The sequence below is a fragment of the Xanthobacter luteus genome (assembly GCF_040049235.1).
In the GTDB taxonomy this organism is placed as follows: domain Bacteria; phylum Pseudomonadota; class Alphaproteobacteria; order Rhizobiales; family Xanthobacteraceae; genus Xanthobacter.
Window position 1 is genome coordinate 172,000 of sequence record NZ_JBDZDO010000002.1, and the last position, 18,832, is coordinate 190,831.

11 protein-coding genes are annotated in these 18,832 nt (G+C 71.2%); 7 read left to right on the forward strand and 4 right to left on the reverse strand.

Annotated features, from left to right (window positions below):
* Nucleotides 1–24: 24 nt before the first annotated feature.
* Nucleotides 25–6,057 carry an anti-phage protein ProA gene (gene proA / locus ABLE88_RS09395; protein ID WP_348831270.1) on the forward strand — a complete coding sequence of 2,011 codons (6,033 nt, stop codon included), beginning with the start codon at nt 25–27 and terminating at the stop codon, nt 6,055–6,057.
* Nucleotides 6,058–6,167: 110 nt separating this feature from the next.
* Entirely contained in the window at nt 6,168–7,400 is a 1,233-nt protein-coding gene (locus ABLE88_RS09400; RefSeq protein ID WP_348831271.1) for a winged helix-turn-helix transcriptional regulator, read from the forward strand.
* Nucleotides 7,401–7,541: 141 nt separating this feature from the next.
* Here the strand turns inward: ABLE88_RS09400 and ABLE88_RS09405 are convergent, their stop codons facing one another.
* The gene (locus tag ABLE88_RS09405) at nt 7,542–8,798 is read right to left on the reverse strand and encodes an ABC transporter substrate-binding protein (protein WP_348831273.1); all 1,257 of its coding nucleotides are present in this window, start codon (nt 8,796–8,798) and stop codon (nt 7,542–7,544) included.
* A gap of 736 nt (nt 8,799–9,534) precedes the next feature.
* Here ABLE88_RS09405 and ABLE88_RS09410 point away from each other — a divergent pair.
* The 4 genes from ABLE88_RS09410 to ABLE88_RS09425 all read left to right on the forward strand — a co-directional run bounded on the left by ABLE88_RS09410 (nt 9,535) and on the right by ABLE88_RS09425 (nt 13,623).
* Entirely contained in the window at nt 9,535–10,308 is a 774-nt protein-coding gene (locus tag ABLE88_RS09410) for an enoyl-CoA hydratase-related protein (protein ID WP_348831274.1), read from the forward strand.
* 25 nt (nt 10,309–10,333) lie between these two features.
* A complete protein-coding gene (locus tag ABLE88_RS09415; protein WP_348831275.1) occupies nt 10,334–11,095 on the forward strand; it encodes an N-acyl homoserine lactonase family protein in 762 nt (253 codons plus the stop codon).
* Nucleotides 11,096–11,147: 52 nt separating this feature from the next.
* A complete protein-coding gene (locus tag ABLE88_RS09420) occupies nt 11,148–11,900 on the forward strand; it encodes an SDR family NAD(P)-dependent oxidoreductase (RefSeq protein ID WP_348831276.1) in 753 nt (250 codons plus the stop codon).
* 181 nt (nt 11,901–12,081) lie between these two features.
* Nucleotides 12,082–13,623: a class I adenylate-forming enzyme family protein gene (locus ABLE88_RS09425; protein WP_348831277.1), complete on the forward strand. Its 1,542-nt coding sequence runs from the start codon at nt 12,082–12,084 to the stop codon at nt 13,621–13,623.
* A 167-nt stretch (nt 13,624–13,790) separates the two neighbouring features.
* Here the strand turns inward: ABLE88_RS09425 and ABLE88_RS09430 are convergent, their stop codons facing one another.
* The 3 genes from ABLE88_RS09430 to ABLE88_RS09440 are packed head-to-tail and all read right to left on the reverse strand — an operon-like array spanning nt 13,791 to nt 17,547.
* Entirely contained in the window at nt 13,791–16,196 is a 2,406-nt protein-coding gene (locus ABLE88_RS09430) for a xanthine dehydrogenase family protein molybdopterin-binding subunit (RefSeq protein WP_348831278.1), read from the reverse strand.
* Entirely contained in the window at nt 16,193–16,675 is a 483-nt protein-coding gene (locus ABLE88_RS09435; protein ID WP_348831279.1) for a (2Fe-2S)-binding protein, read from the reverse strand. Before ABLE88_RS09435 ends, ABLE88_RS09430 begins: the two co-directional genes overlap by 4 nt.
* Entirely contained in the window at nt 16,672–17,547 is an 876-nt protein-coding gene (locus ABLE88_RS09440) for an FAD binding domain-containing protein (protein WP_348831280.1), read from the reverse strand. The genes ABLE88_RS09435 and ABLE88_RS09440 overlap by 4 nt, the downstream gene beginning before the upstream one ends.
* A gap of 132 nt (nt 17,548–17,679) precedes the next feature.
* On the opposite strand from ABLE88_RS09440, the gene ABLE88_RS09445 reads away from it, so the two are divergent.
* Nucleotides 17,680–18,822 (forward strand): zinc-dependent alcohol dehydrogenase family protein, encoded by a 1,143-nt coding sequence (locus ABLE88_RS09445; protein ID WP_348831282.1) that lies wholly within the window; start codon nt 17,680–17,682, stop codon nt 18,820–18,822.
* Nucleotides 18,823–18,832 lie beyond the last annotated feature (10 nt).

The window sequence follows — 18,832 nt, forward strand, 5'->3', positions numbered from 1 at the left end:
GGTTACGACTCTGGAGGGGCGCCCGTGGAGCGGCAGGCAATCGACGGGACGGCGCAGGACCTGGCGGACGGGGCCGTGACGATCCTCGCCGAGGTCGCCCCCTCCTTCACTTACGCTTCCTATCAGAACGCCGTCCCGGTGCTGCGCGCGCTGGCGCTCGTCAATGCCAGCGGCGCGGTCCATGCCGGATGCCGGCTGGAGCTCACGGCGACGCCGCCTTTCCTGCGGCCGAAGAGCTGGACCATCGACCGCCTCGCCCCCGGCGACCGGCAGACCGTGTTCGACCGCCTGGTGCATTTCGATCTCGATTTTCTCAGAAGCCTCGACGAGGCCGAGCGGGGCGAGGTCGCCTTCGTGCTCGCCAAGGGCGAGGAGGTGCTGGCGCAGGCGCGCCTGCCGGTGCGCCTGCTGGCGCGCGACGAATGGGGCGGCGTCGCCGACATGGCGCAGCTGCTCGCCGCCTTCGTCATGCCCAACGACCCGGCGGTGGAGGCGCTGCTGCGCACCGCCTCCGAGGCGCTCGTCAGGAACCGCATCCCCTCGGGGATGGATGGCTACCAGAGCGGAGACCCGCGGCGCGCGCGCATCCTGGCCGCCGCCATCTATGCCGCCACCGCGTCCCTGAGCCTGCATTACGCCGAGCCGCCGGCGAGCTTCGAGGCGCGCGGCCAGAAGATCCGCCGGCCCTCCGCGATCCGCGGCTCAGGACTTGCCACCTGCCTCGACAGCACGCTCTTGTTCGCGGCGGCGTTCGAGGCGGCGGGGCTGAACCCGGTGGTGCTGCTGTTCGAGGGCCATGCCGCGGTGGGGGTCTGGCTGTCGGCGCGCACGCTGCCGCTCGCCGTCACCGCTGACCCCATGGAGGTGCGCAAGGCGATCGCCGCCGGCGAGATGATGGTGTTCGAGACCACCGGCGTCACGCGCCGGCCGGTGCTCGCCATCGACCGGGCGCAGGAGGCGGCGGCGGCGCGCCTCGCCGAGGCGCGCGAAGGGGAGTTCCGCGCCGCCATCGACGTGAAGCGGCTGCGCGAGGGCGGGATCACGCCGCTGCCGAGCCACGAGGAGCGTCCGCCGGCGCCGGAGGCGGAGGTCAAGGCCGAGCCGCTGATCATCCTGCCGCCGCCGGGGCCGGAGCCGGCCCCCGCCGTGGCGCCTGCGCCGGAGGAGAAGCCGACCACCCCCGAGGGCCGCATCGCCCGCTGGCAGAAGAAGCTGCTCGACCTCACGCTCTCCAACCGCCTGCTCAATTTCAAGGACACGCGCCGCACCGTGCCGTTCTTGTGCACCGACGCGGCGCATTTGGAGAACCGCCTCGCCGCCGGCGCCGCGATCCGCATCATCTCCCTGCCGGAGCAAAATCCGCTGGGCGAGCGCGATCCCGGCGTGTTCCGCGACATGCGCGGGCACGACATCCATCTGGGATTTGCCGCCGACGCGCTGGCGCGCGACGAGCTGCCCGCGCCGCTGGCGCCGGCCCAGCTCGAGGCGCGCCTGGTCGAGCTCCACCGCGCGGCGCGCAACGACCTCGCCGAGGGCGGCACCAACACGCTGTTTCTGGCGGTGGGGTTCCTGCGCTGGCGGCGCGGCGGCAAGGACTATCGCGCCCCGCTTCTGCTGGTGCCGGTGAAGCTCGAGCGCCTCGCCGCCTCGGCGCGCTTCAATCTGCGCTTCCACGAGGACGAGCCGCGCTTCAACGCGACGCTGCTGAGGTTCCTCGAAAGCGAATTCTCCCTCGCGCTGCAGCAGCTCGAGGCGCCTTTGCCCGAGGACGGCACCGGGGTCGACGTCGCGCGCCTGCTCGCCACGGTGCGCGCCGCGATACGCGACGTCCCGGGCATGGAGGTGGTGGGCGACACCGCGCTCTCCACCTTCTCCTTCGCCAAGTATCTCATGTGGAAGGACCTCGACGAGCGCGCCGGGCAGCTGCGCGAGAACCGCCTGGTGCGCCACCTGATCGACACGCCCGACGCGGCCTTTCCCGGCGCCGACGTGCCCGCGCCGGCGCCGGCCGACCTCGACACCGCCTATGCCGCGCGCGAGGTGGTGTGCCTGCTGCCGGCCGATTCCTCCCAGACCGTGGCGAGCGTGATGGCCGCCGCCGGCCACGACATGGTGATCGTCGGCCCGCCCGGCACCGGCAAGAGCCAGACCATCGCCAACATGATCGCCCACTGCCTGGCGGTGGGGAAGACCGTGCTGTTCGTGGCCGAGAAGGCGGCGGCGCTCAACGTGGTGCACCGCCGCCTCAGGGAGCACGGCCTCGGCCCGCACTGCCTGGAGCTGCACTCGAGCAAGACCGACCGGCGCCACCTCCTCGCCCAGCTGCGGGCGGCGTGGGAGGACGGCGGCGCGGCGGACGACCGCGACTGGATCGTCGGCAACGGCCGCCTGCAGCGCCGCCGGGACGAGCTCAATGCCTATGTGGCGGCGCTGCACGCGCGCCACGGCAACGGCCTGTCCGCCTTCGAGGCGGTGGGGATCGTGCTGCGCGGCGCGGCGCGCGACGTGCCGGCCCTCGCTTGGCCCGACGCCAACGCGCACGATGCCGAGGCGCGCCAGGCCCTGGAGGAACTGGCCGAGGAAGCGGGGCGCACCTTCGCCGCCGTCGGCGCCCGGCCGGCGCTGCGCTTCGTGAGCATCGAGCAGTGGTCCGGCACCTGGCAGCGCGATTTGCTTTCCGCCGCGGCCGGCCTGCGCGCGGCGGCGGAGCGGCTCGCGGCCGCCTTCGACGGCTTCCTGGAGGCGCTCGGCCTACCCGCGCGCCCGGCGGCGGGCCTGCCCGAGGTGGAGGTCTTCGACGGCTTCGCAGCGGCCCTGGAGGCCTGCGCCGACGGCGACCACTCCATCGTCTTCGACCCCGACTTCGAGGCATTGGCCGGGATGCTCCAGGCGCTCGGCACGAGCCTGGCCGGCGCCAAGGGCGCGGAGGCGCGCCTCGTCGGCCACTTCGCCCGCGAGGAGATGGCCCGCATTCCGCTCGACGACATGGAGCGCGACTGGCGCGCCGCCGCCGTCTCCGCCTGGCCGCTGCGGCTCGCCCGGCTCGCCAAGGTGCGCAACCTGCTCGCCACCTACGCCACCTCCGGCAAGCCCGATCCGCAGGAGGTGCTGCCGCTGCTGCGCCGCCTGAAGGGTCACCTCGCCGAGATCGCCGCAAGTCCGCTGGCGCAGAAGAAGATCGGCTTCGCCGGCGCGGACAGCGACATCGCCGCCATGACGGCCCGTCTGGAGCGCTGCGCCGAGCTGCGCCGCGCCTTCTCCGAGCTGCCGCTGGACGACGAGGAGGCGCAGGAGGCGATCGACGCCTTTGCGCCTTTGGCCATGGCGGCCGAGGACCGCTACGGGGTGCGCGCGGCGGGGCGCGCGTTCCGCGCCGCCGTGGACGCCTTCGCGGTGGCGGGGCGCGGCTTCACCGCGGCGGCGGGATGCGATCCCGCCGCGCTCATGGGCGCGGGATCGCTCGGCGAGATCGCGGGCGCCATGGACGAGGTCGCCGCCGCCCAGGCCGCGCTCGCCGACTGGAGCACCTGGTGCGCGGTGCGCCACCGGGCGCGCGAAGCGGGTCTCGGCCCGCTGGTGGAGGCGCTGGAGGTGGGCCTCCTCTCGCCCGACTGGATGGGCTCCGCCTTTCGCCTCGCTTACGCCCGCTGGTGGGCGCCGCTGGTGCTCGATGCCACCCCGGCGCTGCGCGACTTCCGCCGCTTCAAGCACGAGCACGCCGTCGGCGAGTTCCGCGCCCTCGACGACTTCGTGCGCGGCCAGGCGAGCGCCCGCGTGCGCCACCGCATCGCCCACGGCCTGCCGCCGGCGCAGAGCGTGCCGCGCAATTCCGAGCTCGGTTTGCTGAACCAGCAGATGACGCTGAAGCGGCCGAGCAAGTCCATCCGCGAGCTGATCGCCGCCATGCCGCAGAGCTTTCCCAAGCTCGCGCCGTGTTTGCTGATGTCGCCTCTGTCGATCGCCCAGTATCTGCCCGCGTCGCATCCGCTGTTCGACGTGGTGATCTTCGACGAGGCCTCCCAGATCACCACCTGGGACGCGGTGGGCGCGATCGCGCGGGCGCGGCAGACGGTGATCGTCGGCGATCCCAAGCAATTGCCGCCCACCAACTTCTTCGGCCGCACCGAGGAGGAGGACGAGGACGTCCAGGAGCACGAGAAGGACCTCGAGAGCATCCTCGACGAGGCGCGCGCCAGCGGCCTGCCGGTGCGCTACCTCTCCTGGCACTACCGCAGCCGGGACGAGAGCCTCATCGCCTTCTCCAACGGCGCCTATTACGGCAACCGGCTGATCACCTTCCCCTCGCCCGAGACCGGCCGGCAGGCGGTGCGGCTCGTGCCGGTGCCGGATGGCGTCTATGACGGCGGGAAGGCCGGCGCGCGCACCAATCCGGTGGAGGCGCGCGCCGTGGTCGCCGAGGCGGTGGCGCGCATGCGCGCCGCGCTCGATTTGCCCGAGAAGGCGCGCCCGACGCTCGGCATCATCACCTTCAACCTGCCGCAGCAGGCGCTGATCCAGGACCTGCTCGACAAGGCGCGGCGCGACGAGCCGGCGATCGAATGGTTCTTCGCCGAGGAGCGCTTCGAGCCCACCGTCGTCAAGAATCTCGAGAACGTGCAGGGTGACGAGCGCGACGTGATCTTGTTCTCCATCACCTACGCCAAGGATGCGGTGGGGGTGCGGCGGATGAATTTCGGCGCCCTCAACCGCGACGGCGGCGAGCGGCGCCTGAACGTGGCGATCACCCGCGCGCGGCAGGAACTTTTGGTCTTCTCCGGCACCGAGGCCGAGCATCTCGACCTGTCGCGCACCGCCTCGGTCGGCGTGCGGCATCTCAAGGCCTTCCTCGATTATGCGGCGCGCGGGCCGGCGGCGCTCGCGGCGCCCGACCGCGGACCGGTGGGCGATGGCGAATCTCCGTTCGAGGCGGCGGTGGCGCTCGCGCTCGCCGCGCGCGGCTGGAGCGTGGTGCCGCAGGTCGGCGTCTCCGCCTTCCGCATCGACCTTGCCGTCGCGCATCCCCATAAGCCGGGGCGCTATCTGGCCGGCATCGAGTGCGACGGCGCCACCTACCACCGCTCCGCCACCGCCCGCGACCGCGACAAGGTGCGCGAGGAGGTGCTGCGCGGCCTCGGCTGGAAGATCCTGCGCGCGTGGTCCACCGACTGGTGGCGCGACGCCGAAGGCGCCACGAAGGCACTGGACGAGGCACTCAATGCGCTCCTCGCCGAGGACGCCGGGGCGCCGCCGCCGGAGGCCGCGTCCCACTGGGATCTCGGCGCCGCGCTCGAACCCGCCGCCGGCGCGGATGCGCCCGCCGCGCCGCCGCCGCTGTCGCCGGACGAGGGCGCGCCGCCCGAGCCCGAGCCCGCGCCCGCGCCCGCCGAGCCCGAGGAGCGGGTGGGCGAGGGCCTGCCGACGCGTCCGGCGCCCGATGTCGCCGTGCGGATCGCCGGCCCCCTGTTCGCCGACCGGGGCGGGGCGGCCGACGCGGGCGCGCGCTATCTGATGGCCGACCTCTCCGCCTTCACCGCCCGCCCGGACCAGTTCTACGAGGAGGCCTATGTGCCGACCCTCGCCGCCATGATCGAGACCGTGCTCGACTGCGAGGCGCCGGTGCGCGAGGACATCCTCGCCCAGCGCATCGCCCGCGCCCATGGCTGGCTGCGCACCGGGGCGCGGATCAAGGCGCGGATCGCGCAGTGCTTCGCGGCGATGGAGCGCACCAGCGAGGGCAGCGGCGATTTCCTGTGGCGCGCCGGCTCGGTACGGGAGCTGATCGCCTATCGCGCGCCCTCGGGGGAGGCCTCGCGCCGCAGCGTGGCGGAGATCCCGCTCGCCGAGCTCGCCTTTGTGGTCGATCGCAACCGCAACATCCTGGAGGATCCCGACCCGGCGCTGGCGCTGGCGCGGCTTCTGGGCATCGACCGGCTGAAGGCGACCACCCGTCCGCGCCTCGCCGAGGCGGTCGAGCGCATCGCGCTGCGGACCCGCTCCGCCGGCAACGGCGAGACCGCGCCCCAAGAGGCGCCGGGGGAGCACCCAGCGCAGGACTAGCGGCTTGCCGGAGGCGGCCGCGCGGCCGCCGCGGCAATCTTCGCTCGACAGCATCGCTGCCGGAGGGTTCATTGTATAATTGAACGAATGGGTCAGCGGGGCGGAGCCGAATGTCCACGCAGAAGCGCGCGAGCCCACCTCGCGACGCCAAGAGCGCGCTGAAGTCGACCGCGCCGAAACGGAGCGTGGCGAAGACGGGCGTGGCGGAAGCCGGCGCGCCGGATGAGGGGGACCGCGCACGCGGCGCCGCCGCCGCGCCGGCCAAGAAGTCCGCCGCCGTCACCGGCGCGGCGCGCAAGACCGGTCAGACGGGCCGCGATCCCAAGGGCCGCGATCCCAAGGGCCGTGGCGTCCTCCAGGCGTTCGAGCGCAACTGCTCGGTGGGCCGCACGCTCTCCATCCTCTCCGATGCCTGGAGCTTCCTCGTCATCCGCGAGGCGTTCTTCGGCGCACGACGATTCGAGGAGTTCCGCACCGCCCTCGGTCTGCCGCGCGGCACCCTTGCCGAGCGGCTCAAGCGGCTGACGCTGCGCGGCATCTTCCGGCAGGTGCACTATTCGGCCAAGTCGAGCCGGGTGGAATACCACCTCACCCGCTGCGGCATGGACCTCTATCCGAGCTTTGCCGCCATGATCGGCTTCGGCGACCGCTGGCTCTCGGCGGCGGAGGGCCAGCCGCTGCGGCTGGTGCATTCGGTGTGCGGGCAGGAATGCCGGCCCTATGTGGCCTGCTCCCACTGCCTCCAGGAGGTGAGCGCGGCGCGGGTGCGCTACCGCGACGGGCCGGGCGCGGGGCGCACGCCGTTGGGGACGGAGAAGCGCGCGCGCCGCACCGCCGAATCGGCGAGCTTCCTGCGCGGGCGGCCGAGCTCGGTCTCGCGCACGCTGGAGATCGTCGGCGACCGCTGGAGCTTCCTGATCCTGCGCGAGGCGTTCTTCGGGGTGCGGAGGTTCGACGCGCTCCAGAGCGAATTGCGCATCGCCCCCAACATCCTCACCGAGCGCCTCGCCCGGCTGGTGGCGCGCGGCATGTTCGAGCGCCGCAAGTATCAGGACCTGCCCGAGCGCTTCGAATACCGCCTGACCGAGATGGGCAAGGACATCTACGGCGCCTTCATCGCCATGCAGGCCTGGGGCGACCGCTGGCTCTCGGGCGGCGATCCGCCCCTGATCCTGACCCATCTCGACTGCGGCCACGATTTCTCCGCCGTGGTGATCTGCGACAAGTGCCGCAAGCCGGTGGAGGCGCACGCCATGCGCTACCGGCTGAACTACGATGCCAGGCGCTTCGGCACCATCACCGACCGGGTGGAGAACCTCGCGCCGCCGCGCGCCGAGGACTGAGGCGCGGGGCGGCACAAAAAAAGGCCCGCCGGGTGGCGGGCCGTGCTCGGGAGGAGCAAGTAAGGGTAATGAGTCCGGGCGTCGGCCCCCGCGCCCCGCCGTTCGGCGATCGCTTCGGGCCTTGGCTTCCGGGCCGCCGCGTCAGCTCTTGACCAGCGGGCACTTGCTGTCCGACAGGGGCCGGAACGCCTCGTCGCCGGGGATCACCTGGACCAGCTTGTAATAGTCCCACGGATACTTTGATTCCGACGGCTTCTTGACCTGGTAGACATACATGTCGTGGACGAAGCGGCCGTCCTTGCGGATCACGCCGTTCTTGGCGAAGAAGTCGTTGACCTTGATCTCGCGCATCTTGGCCATCACCGCCTGGGCCTCGTCGGTGCCGGCGGCCTGGACGGCCTTCAGATAGTGCATGGTGGAGGAATAGTCGCCGGCATCGCCCATGTGGGGCTTGCGGCCCATCTTCGCCTCGAACTTCTTCGAGAAGGCCCGGGTCTCCGCGTCGCGATCCCAGTAGAAGGCATTGGTGAGCGCCAGGCCCTGCGCGGTCTCGAGGCCCATGGAGTGGACGTCGGTGATCCAGACCAGGAGGCCCGCCAGCGTCTGCTTGCCGGACGTGGTGAGGCCGAAGTCGTGGGCCGCCTTCACCGCATTGATGAACACGGTGCCCGAGCCGGCGACGGCGATGGCCTCGGCGCCCGAGCTCTGGGCCTGCAGCATGAAGGAGCCGTGGTCGAGCGTGTTGATGGGATAGCGCACCGAGCCGACCACCTGGCCGCCACCCGCCTTCACCACCGCCGCCGTGTCGGCCTCGAGCGCATGGCCGAAGGCATAGTCCGCCGTGAGGAAGAACCAGCGCTTCTTGCCCTCCTTGATGAGGGCGTTGCCGGTGCCCACGGCCAGCGCATAAGTGTCGTAGGCATAGTGGATAGAATTGGGCGTGCAGGCGTCGTTGGTGAGGCGGGAGGAGCCGGAGCCGTTGACGATGGCGATGCCGTTCTTTTCCTTGGCGACGTTGGCGACGCCGATGGCCACCGCGGAATTGATCAGGTTGGCGATCATGTCGACATTGTCGACGTCGAACCATTCCTTGGCCTTGGCGACCGCCACCTCGGTCTTGTTTTGGTGATCGGCGACGATCACCTCGACCGGCTTGCCGAGCACCTTGCCGCCGAAATCCTCGACCGCCATCTTCACCGCGGTCACCGCGCCCTCGCCGGCCTCGTGGGAGAACTGGCCGGACATGTCGGTCAGGACGCCGATCTTGACCACGTCCTTGGAGATCCCGCCGGCCGGCGCCTGCGCCTGGGCGCCGAACGGCACCGCGAGCGCGGCGCAGGTGAGGACCGCTTTGACGAGGGCGGTGTTGAAGGGGGCGGTCTTGACGGGCCTTGGCATCACTTCCTCCGGTCTGTCCATCCGTTGCGCGCAGGGTTCCGGCGCCGGGAACGGGGCTCCCGGCGGGCGGCGCGCCGCCATATTGCTTTCGTAGATGGACTTAAATCCCGCAACTAGCTGGAATAGCCTCCACGGCAGAGCCGCGGAACGGCGCGAAACCCCTTGGAAATGCGTCGAATTCCGCCCGCATCCCTGGTGGCGGCATTGACAACAGCATTTTTAGTCTATTAATGCAAGCCATGAATTGAGCGTGGCGGCGGGTGGCTTGGAACCCGCCCCGAGGAGAGGAAGCGGACGTGCGGAAGCCGGCATCGAGCCTTCCAGGTCACGGGCCGGGCGCTGCCCGGTGTGCCGCTGCGCGAGTGCTGCCGTGAGCGGCCGTGTCGCGCTGGGCCGGCCCGCCCCCCGCCATCGCGCCGGCGCCGCGCCTGGCCGCCGGCCGGGCGGCGCGGGCCTGCAGGTGGAGAGCGCGATTCCGCAGGTCTTTTTCCATGAACCTTGCGGACATGGTCTTGACATGAGCGAAATGTCTTCGGTCGGCAACGGAATCGTCAGCGTATTCGGGGCCAAGGCGCGGCGCCGATACCTGTGTTTTTCCGCCGCGCGCCCGGCGCGCCTCGTCCGCGTCGCGCGGGAGCGGGCGGCCTGCCGGCCCGCGCCCTTGCCAGAGCAGCCCCGGGCGGTGCCTTCTCCTCTCGCCGGCGCGTCCGGCGACGCCGCACCCTAGGAGGTCCCCTTGTCGGACATCGAAGTCGCGATCGCCGATCGCGTTGCCACCGTCACGCTCAACCGGCCGCAGCTGCGCAACCCCATGACGCTTGCCATGTGGCAAGGCGTGGCGCGCATCTTCGGCGAGCTCGGGGCCGATCCCGGCGTGCGGGCGATCATCCTGACCGGGGCGGGCGGCAACTTCTCGGTGGGCGCCGACATCTCCGAGTTCGGCACGGTGCGCCACACGGTCGAGCAGTCGGTGGCCTATGAGGAGGCGGTGGACGCCTCGTCCGACGCCATCCAGGGCGCCGGCAAGCCCACCATCGCGGTGGCGGAGGGCTATTGCCTGGGCGGCGGGTGCCACATGGCCATGTCGTGCGACTTCCGCTTCGCCGCGCCCTCGACGGTGTTCGGCATTCCGGCGGCCCGGCTCTCCATCATCTATGGCGTGCGCAGCACCCAGCGCCTGCTGGCGCTCGTGGGCCTCACCGAGGCCAAGCGCATCCTCTACACGGCGGACCGGATCGATGCCGCGCGCGCGCTCGCGATCGGCTTCGCGCAGGAGGTGGCGGACGATCCTCTCGCGGCGGCGCGCGCATTCGCGGGCGCGATCGCGCAGAACGCGCCGCTCTCGGTGTCGGGGGCGAAATACATCCTCGACGGCCTCGCCATGGGCGAGGGCGCGCTCGACGTCGCCGCGGCGCAGCGCCTGATCGACGAAGCCTCCAGCAGCTACGACTATCAGGAGGGCCGCAAGGCCTTCGCCGAGAAGCGCCCGCCGCGCTTCGAGGGGCGCTGAGCGTGGCCAGCGCAGGGAGAGCGCCATGAAGATGCATGTCCTGTCCGGCGGCCGGCTGCGCATGAAGAAGCACGTCTACGAGCCGACGGCCGACCGCAGCGAGATGATCGAGCTGCCGGTGTCCTGCTTCCTGCTGCGCCACCCGCAGGGCAACGTGATGTTCGACACCGGCTGCCACCCCTCGGTGGCGAGCGACGCCGAGGCGCGCTGGGGCGGCGTGGCGCGCGCCATGACGCCGATCATGGGGCCGGACGACAATGCGGTCTCCCAGCTCCGGTGTGTCGGCCTTTCGCCGGACGACATCGACGTGGTGGTGTGCTCCCACTTCCACCCCGACCATTGCGGCTGCAACGGCCTGTTCCGCAAGGCCACCGTCGTGGTGAGCGCGCTGGAGCTCGCGGCGGCCAAGGCCGAAAACGCGGTGGCGTCCGGCTATCTGCCGGTGGACTGGGACCAGCCCAACCCCATGGAGCTGATCGCGGGCGAGAAGGACCTGTTCGGCGACGGCCGCATCACCCTCGTGCCGCTGCCCGGCCACACGCCGGGCCTCACCGGCGCGCTGGTGACGCTGGAGCGCGACGGCGCCTTCCTGCTCGCCTCCGACGCGGTCAGCCTGCGCTCGGCGCTCGACCGCGACGTGGTGCCGAAGAACACCTGGAACGTCGACGCCCACGTGAAGACCATCGGCGAAATCAAGAAGATCGCGGCCGCGGGGGCCACCGTTTTATGCGGCCATGACGACGCCCAGTGGCAGAGCCTGCGCAAGGGCGCGGACGCCTACCAATGACATCCGGCCACGCCGCGGCCGGCCCACCAATCGAGAACGAGGCAAGACAACGATGGACCTGAACCTGAAGGGCAAAGTGGCGCTGGTCACCGGCGGCGGCCGCGATGTCGGCCGCGAGATCTGCCTGGCGCTGGCGGCCGAGGGCGCCACTGTTGCGGTCAACTACCGCAAGTCCGCCGAGGAGGCGCAGGCGGTGGTGGACGAGATCCGCGCCAAGGGCGGCGAGGCCAAGGCCTATAAGGCGGACGTGGCGGACTTCGCCGCGGTGAAGGCCATGGTGGACGCCATCGTCGCCGAGCTCGGCGGGCTCAACATCGTCGTCAACAATGCCGGCCTCGCCATCCGCCAGAAGTTCACCGACACCACCGAGAAGGAATGGAAGGCGCAGATCGACACCTGCCTGTACGGCGCCATCCACCTCGCCCACGCCGCCGCGCCGCATCTGGAGAAGGGCGGCGACGGACGCCTCATCGCCGTGGTGGGCGACAGTTCGCGGGTCGGCGAATCCGGGCTCTCCATCGTCGCCGCGGCGCGCGCCGGCGTGATCGCGCTCATGAAGTCGCTGGCGCGCGAGATGGGCCGCTCCGGGGTCACCGCCAACACGGTCTCGCTCGGCCTGATCGAGACCGCGCACGACCGCTCGTGGGTGGAGGCGAACCGCGACAAGCTGACCAAATTCTATCCGCTGCGCCGGCTCGGCCAGCCGGAGGACATCGCACCGACGGTGGCGCTGCTCGCCTCGCCCAAGGGCTCGTGGATCACCGGCCAGGTGATCAGCATCTCGGGTGGTTTCTCGATGCTCTGAAGGCCGCGCGCGGGTGCGCGCGATCCGCCCGGGCGACGGCGTCCCAGCTTTCGCCCGGGCAGCAGGTCGCCCTCTAAGTTGTTGAAGACAGACGTGTTCACTGCCCATCATGGATCGCCCGTGGCGCTTTCCTGCGGACGGATCCGGCTCTAGAGTCCGCGCCAGAATTCGGGGAGGTTTCATGCTCAAGGCGGAACTCATCGCACCCATTCCGGAGCTTCTGCGGCGCCACGCTTCGGCGCGCGGCGGCAAGGTGGCGTTCAGGGATGCCGCCGGCGCGGTCACCTATGGCGACCTCCACCGGCGCACCGCCAACCTTGCCGGCCATCTGGCGGCCCTGGGGCTCGCAGAGGGCGAGCGCGTCGCCATCTACCTCGCCAATTCCGTCGCCTGGGTGGAAGCGCTCCTCGCCATCGTGCGCGCCGGCGGCGTCGCCGTGCCCATCAGCGCGGAGGCGGCTCCGGGCGAGGTATCCTACCGGCTCGCCGACGCCGCCTGCCGGCTCGTCATCACCACCGCGGCGAAGGCGGAGCTGATCGAGGGCATGAAGGCCGAGGCGCCGAGCGTTTGCGGCCTCGTTCTCGTGGACGCGCCGGCGGGCGACCCGCGCAGCTTCGAGGCGCTCGCGGCCAGCGCGCCGCCGGCGCCGCCGCGCGACCCGTCCGACATCGATGCGGCCGCCTTCATCATCTACACCTCCGGCACCACGGGCCGCGCCAAGGGCGTGCTGCTCACCTGCCGCTCCATGCTGTGGGTCACCGCCTCCGCCTGGGCCTCGGTGATGGGGCTCGACGAGAACGACTACGTCCTCTCGCCGCTGCCGCTGTTCCACTCCTACGCGCTCAACCTCTCGGTGCTCTCGATCCTCGCCACCGGCGCGAGCGAGTACATCCTCGAGAAGTATTCCACCCGCGAGACCTTGAGGCTGCTCGACACCGGCGCCTTCACCGTGCTCCCCGGCGTGCCCACCATGTTCCATTATCTGATGGAGGCCGGGATCGCCGAAGGCCGCGCGAGCCTTCCCGGCCTTCGGGTGTGCATGTCGGCCGGCGCCATCATGCCGGCGACGCTGAACTCGACCTTCGAGGCCGCCTTCAAGGTGCCGCTGCTCGACGGCTACGGCATCACCGAGACCTCCACCATGGTGACCATGAACGCGGCCGACGGCGCGCGGGTCATGGGCTCCTGTGGCCTGCCGCTGCCGGGCGTGGCGCTGCGCATCGTCGATCCGTCGACCCTGAAGGACCTCGACGCCGGCCAGGAGGGCGAGCTGATCGTGCGCGGGCCGAACGTGATGCTCGGCTACCACAACAAGCCCGAGGAGACGGAGAAGGCCCTGCGCAACGGCTGGTATCACACCGGCGACCTGGCGAAGGCCGACCGCAACGGCTACGTCACCATCACCGGGCGCCTCAAGGAGCTGATCATCCGCGGCGGGCAGAACATCGCCCCGGCGGAGATCGAGGAGGCGGTGCTGACCTTCGCCGAGGTGCTCGACTGCGCGGTGGCGGGTATCGCCCACCCCCAGCTCGGCGAGGTGCCGGCGCTCTATGTGGTGCCGCGCAGCGCGGCCTTCGACGTCGAGGCGCTGCTGGCGCACTGCCGCCAGCGCCTGTCGTCCTACAAGGTGCCGCACGTGGTGCACCAGGTGAGCGAGATCCCGCGCACCGGCTCGGGCAAGATCATCCGCTTCCGCCTGAAGGAGATGGTGGGGCCGCAGTGAGTGTGCCCCGTCGGCGCTCCCGCCCTCTCTCGCGTTGTCGCCCTGGCTCTCCACCCGTCGCCCTCCGGCTTGACCGGAGGGCCCATGGGGCGCGCCTCCAGGCCCCGGCGCCAATGATTGGATGCTCCGGTCAAGCCGGAGCATGACGGTTCTCCAGATTTGCGCCGTTACTCGGCCGGCTTGTCCCGCGCCATCCGCGCCTTTGCAGCCTCCACCAGGCGGAACAGGCGCTCCGGGGTGGCGGGCAGGGTGTCGATCTCGATCCCGACGGGAGACAGAGCATCCGAGATCGCGTTGGCGATGGCCGCCGGCGCGCCGATGGTGCCGCCCTCGCCCATGCCGCGGAAGCCGCCGAGATTGTTCGGCAGGTCGGCTTCGATATGGACGATGCCGATGGGCGGCATGTTGGTGGCAACCGGCACCAGATAGTCGGCCAGACTCGCGGTGAGCAGCTGGCCCTCGTCGTCGTGCACCACCTCCTCCAGCAGCGCCGCGCCGATGCCCTGCGCCACCGCGCCGTGCACCTGGCCCTCCACGATCAGCGGGTTGATGATCCGCCCGCAGTCCTCCGCCACGACGAAATGGGTGACGGTGACGCCGAATGTGTCGCGGTCCACTTCCACCATGGCGAGGTGGGTGGAGGCGCTGGCGGTGCCGAGATAGGGATCGTAGGTCTCCTCGGCCACCAGGTCCTCGCGTTGGTCGTAGGGGATGCGGCCCATCTGCGAATAGACCGCCCGCGCCACCTCCTTGAAGGTCAGGACCGCGTTGGAGGAGCGGGCGCGGATGAGGCCGTTCTCGGCCTCCAGGTCCTCCATGGGCACGTCCATGAGATGGGCGGCGGCCTTGAGCACCTTGGTCTTCACCACACGGGCGCTCTTGGTGGCGGCGCCGCCCCCCAGCACCGCCGAGCGGCTGGCATAGGTGCCGGTGCCCATGGGAACGAGATCGCTGTCGCCGTGCTGGATCTCCACGTCCTCGAACCGGCAGCCGAGCTCGTCGGCGACGATCTGGGCGAGCGTGGTCTCCAGCCCCTGGCCGTGGGAGGAGATGCCGAAGGCGGCGGTGACCGCGCCGGTGGCGTCGATGCGGATCGCGGCGGTCTCCGTGCCGGTATTGATGGGCATGCCGGGCGCCACCGCGATGCGCGAGCCGATGCCGGTCAGCTCCGCGTAGCTCGCAAGGCCGATGCCCACGAGGCGCCCTTCCGCGCGGGCGGCATCGCGCGCCTGCACCAGCGCCGGATAATCGGCGCACGCCCCGTCCAGGCACTCCTGGAACGCGGACTTGTCCCAGATGATGCCGGAGCCGGTGCGGTAGGGAAATTCCTCGGCCGTCACGAGGTTGCGCCGGCGGATCTCCACCGGGTCCAGGCCGAGCCGGCGCGCGGCCATGTCGATGAGCCGCTCCATGGCGAAGGTGGAGGAGGGCCGGCCGACGCCGCGATAGGGGCCGGTGGGCGGCTTCGGCGTGAGCACGCCGCGCACCCGGCCGCGATAATGCTCCATGCGGTAGGGACCGGGCAGGAAGCTCACCACCTGCACCGGCTCCAGCGCCCCGGTCCAGGGATAGATGGAATAGGCGCCGATGTCGCCGATCACGTCGGCCCGGAGCCCGAGGAGCCGGCCTTCGGCGTCCACCGCCAGCTCGGCGTCGATGAGTTCATCGAACGCCTGGCTCATGGCGGTGAGGTCCTCCATGCGGTCGGCGGTGAACTTCACCGCCCGCTCCAGCTTCTTCGCCAGCACGCAGACCAGCATCTCCTCGTGGTTCAGCGAGCCCTTGCCGCCGAAGCTGCCGCCCACGTCCGGCGCCACCACCCGCAGCCGGTTGCCGGGCAGATCGAGGCAGTCGGCCAGCACGTCGCGCACGATGCCGGGGATGTTGGAGGAGGTGTGCAGCGTGAGCGCGCGCCGCCTCTTGTCCCAGTCGGCGAGATAGGAGCGGTTCTCCATGGGCACCGCGGTCTTGCGCGTCATGCGGAAGCGCCCGCGCACCACCAGCGGCGCCGCGGCGATGGCGGCGTCCACGTCGCCGCGCTGGAACTGGCGGGCGATGATGACGTTGCTGCCCGCCTCCGCGTGCAGGAGCGGCGCGCCGGGCTCCACCGCATCCACCTGCCTGATGGCGAAGGGCAAAGGCTCGTAGGCGATGGTGATCTGCTCCAGCGCGTCCTCGGCGGCGTAGCGGCTCTCCGCCACCACCGCCACCACCGGCTCGCCGGCGTAGCGCACCTTGTCCTGCGCCAGGGGGCGGATCGGCGTCGCGTAATAGCCGTCCATGCGCGAGGTGGGGATGGCGGGGAGGATGTCCGCCTCGATGTCGCGCGCGTCGAAGATGGCGAGGACGCCGGGGATTGAAAACGCCTCGCCCACGTCGATGGAGAGGATGCGCGCGTGCGGCTGGTCGGAGCGGCGCACGGCGACGTGCAGCATGCCGGGCAGCGCGATGTCGTCCACATAGCGCCCCGAGCCGGTGAGCAGGCGCGGGTCCTCGGTGCGCTTGATGCGCTGGCCCACCAGCTTGGGGCGCAGCTCCACCGCGGCGTCGGCGCTCTTGGGGGGCACCGTCACTTCAGCGGCCCCCGCTCGCGCGCCAGCTCGCGCACCGCGTTCACGATGTGCTCGTAGCCGGTGCAGCGGCAGATGTTGCCCGAGAGCGCCTCGCGGATCTCCGCGTCGCTCTCCAGCGGGTGGTGGCGCAGCATGTCGGTGATGGTCATCAGGAAGCCGGGGGTGCAAAAGCCGCACTGGAGGGCATGGTGGCTGCGGAACGCTTCCTGGACGCGGCCGAGCCGCTCCAGGGTGCCGAGGCTCTCCACGGTCTCGATGGCGGCGCCGTCGAGCTGGACCGCCAAGAGCAGGCAGGAGCGGGCGCTGCGCCCGTCGAGCAAGATGGTGCAGGCGCCGCAGACGCCGTGCTCGCAGCCCACATGGGTGCCTGTGAGGCCCAGCTCGTGGCGCAGGAAGTCGGACAGCAGCAGGCGCGGGTCGACGGCGCGGGTGTGGGCGATGCCGTTGACGGTGATCGTGATCTCCGGGCGCGCGGTCACTGGGCTGCCTCCCTGGCGCGGGCCCAGGCGTCGGCGAGCGCGCGGCGCGCCAGCGTGCCCACCAGGTGCCGGCGGTAGTCGGCCGAGGCGTTGAGGTCGGAATTGGGCGACACCGCCGCCCGCAGCAGGTCCACGGCGCCGTCGAGGACCCGATCGTCCATGGCGGTGCCTTCGAGGGCCGCCGCGACGGTGTCCATGCGCGCGGGCAGCTCGCCCACCCCCATGGTGGCGACGCGCACGTTGCGGGCGACGCCGCCGTGCCGCTCCAGGACCACCGCGACGCTGGCGAGCGCGTAGTCGCCGTGGCGCCGCGCGAATTCCGCGAAGCCCCAGCCGGCGCCTTCCGGCAGCGTGTCGAGGGTGACGGCGGTGACCAGCTCGTCCGGCGCCAAGGCGGTGACGAGGGAGCCGACGAAGAAGTCACGGGCCGCAATCACACGGTTTGCGCGGGTCGAGGCGGTGTGGATGAGGCCGTCGAGCAGCAGGGTCATCATCGGCATCTCGGCGGCGGGGTCGGCGTGGCAGACGCTGCCGCAGAAGGTGCCGCGGTTGCGCACCGTCAGATGCGCGACGTGCTTCATGGCGTGGCGCAGCACGGGAATGTGCGTCTCAACCAGTGCATTCTCCGCGGTCATGCGGTGGCGCACCAGCGCGCCCAGGGAGAGGCGGCCGTCCGCGAGCGTGATCTTGTCGAGCCCTGCGACGTGGTTGATGTCCACCAGCACCGACGGCTTCACCAGGCGGAAATTCACCATCGGCATCAGGCTCTGGCCGCCGGCCAGCACCTTGCCGTCGCCCCCCGCATCCGCCAGGATCGCCGCCGCGTGGGCGACCGCCTCGGCGCGGACATAGTCGAACCGGGCGGGCTTCATGCTTCGAGTTCCGGCATCTGCGCTTTCATTCCCGAGTTACTTGCATTATTGAACTATGTTAGAGGGTGTCAAGCCGCCGCGCCGTTCCGCGGAACGGGTCCGGATGCGGAATCCACGGAGGAATTCGCCGCTATGAAGATCAAAGCCGCCGTCCTGCGCCAGATGGGCGCGGAGCATCCCTACGCCGAAAGCCGGCCGCTCGCGATCGAGGAATTGGAGCTCGACCGGCCCGGTCCCGGCGAGGTGCTGGTGAAGATCGGCGCGGCCGGGCTGTGCCATTCGGACCTCTCCGTCATCAACGGCTCGCGCCCGCGGCCCATGCCCATGGCCATCGGCCACGAGGCCGCCGGCACGGTGGTCGAGGTGGGCGAGGGCGTCAACGACCTCGTTCCCGGCGACCACGTGGTGATGGTGTTCATGCCCAGCTGCGGCCACTGCCTGCCCTGCGCCGAGGGCCGTCCGGCGCTGTGCGAGCCCGGCGCGGTGGCGAACGGCAAGGGCCGGCTGCTCACCGGCGCCATCCGCCTGCATGTGTGCGGACACGATCATTCGGAGGTGCACCATCATCTCGGCTGCTCCGCCTTCGCCGACCATGCGGTGGTCTCGCGCCGCTCATTGGTTCAGATAGACAAGGATATCCCCCTGCCGATCGCCGCGCTGTTCGGCTGCGCGGTGCTCACCGGGGTCGGCGCGGTCATCAACACCGCCCGGGTGCAGCCCGGCGAGAGCGTCGCGGTGATCGGCCTCGGCGGCGTCGGCCTTGCGGCCGTGCTCGGCGCCATCGCCGCCGGCGCCACCAAGGTGGTGGCGGTGGACCTCTCGCCCGAGAAGCTGGCGCTTGCCAAATCGCTCGGCGCCACCGCGACGGTGGACGCGCGGGCGCCCGACGCGGTGGAGCAGGTGCGGGCGCTGGCCGGCGGCGCCGGCGCGGACTTCGCCTTCGAGTTCGCCGGCTCGGCGCGGGCGCTGGAGAACGCCTACAAGATGACCAAGCGCGGCGGCACCACGGTGACCGCCGGCCTGCCGCCGCCGGACGCGACGCTGCCGGTGAACATCGTCAGCCTGGTGGCGGAGGAGCGCACGGTGAAGGGCAGCTATATCGGCACCTGCGTGCCGGTGCGCGACCTGCCGCGCTATGTGGACCTCTACAAGACCGGCCGCCTGCCGGTGGACAAATTGATGAGCGGCGCCATCCGGCTCGACGAGATCAATGCCGGGTTCGACCGGCTGCACGACGGCTCGGTGGTGCGCCTGGTGGTGGAGTTCGCCGGCTGAGCCCGGCGGC

Coding starts and splice junctions, on each gene's coding strand:
- ABLE88_RS09400 (WP_348831271.1), top strand. CDS start 6,168: ATGTCCACGCAGAAGCGCGCGAGCCCACCTCGCGACGCCAAGAGCGCG.
- ABLE88_RS09405 (WP_348831273.1), bottom strand. CDS start 8,798: ATGCCAAGGCCCGTCAAGACCGCCCCCTTCAACACCGCCCTCGTCAAA.
- ABLE88_RS09415 (WP_348831275.1), top strand. CDS start 10,334: ATGAAGATGCATGTCCTGTCCGGCGGCCGGCTGCGCATGAAGAAGCAC.
- ABLE88_RS09420 (WP_348831276.1), top strand. CDS start 11,148: ATGGACCTGAACCTGAAGGGCAAAGTGGCGCTGGTCACCGGCGGCGGC.
- ABLE88_RS09425 (WP_348831277.1), top strand. CDS start 12,082: ATGCTCAAGGCGGAACTCATCGCACCCATTCCGGAGCTTCTGCGGCGC.
- ABLE88_RS09440 (WP_348831280.1), bottom strand. CDS start 17,547: ATGAAGCCCGCCCGGTTCGACTATGTCCGCGCCGAGGCGGTCGCCCAC.
- ABLE88_RS09445 (WP_348831282.1), top strand. CDS start 17,680: ATGAAGATCAAAGCCGCCGTCCTGCGCCAGATGGGCGCGGAGCATCCC.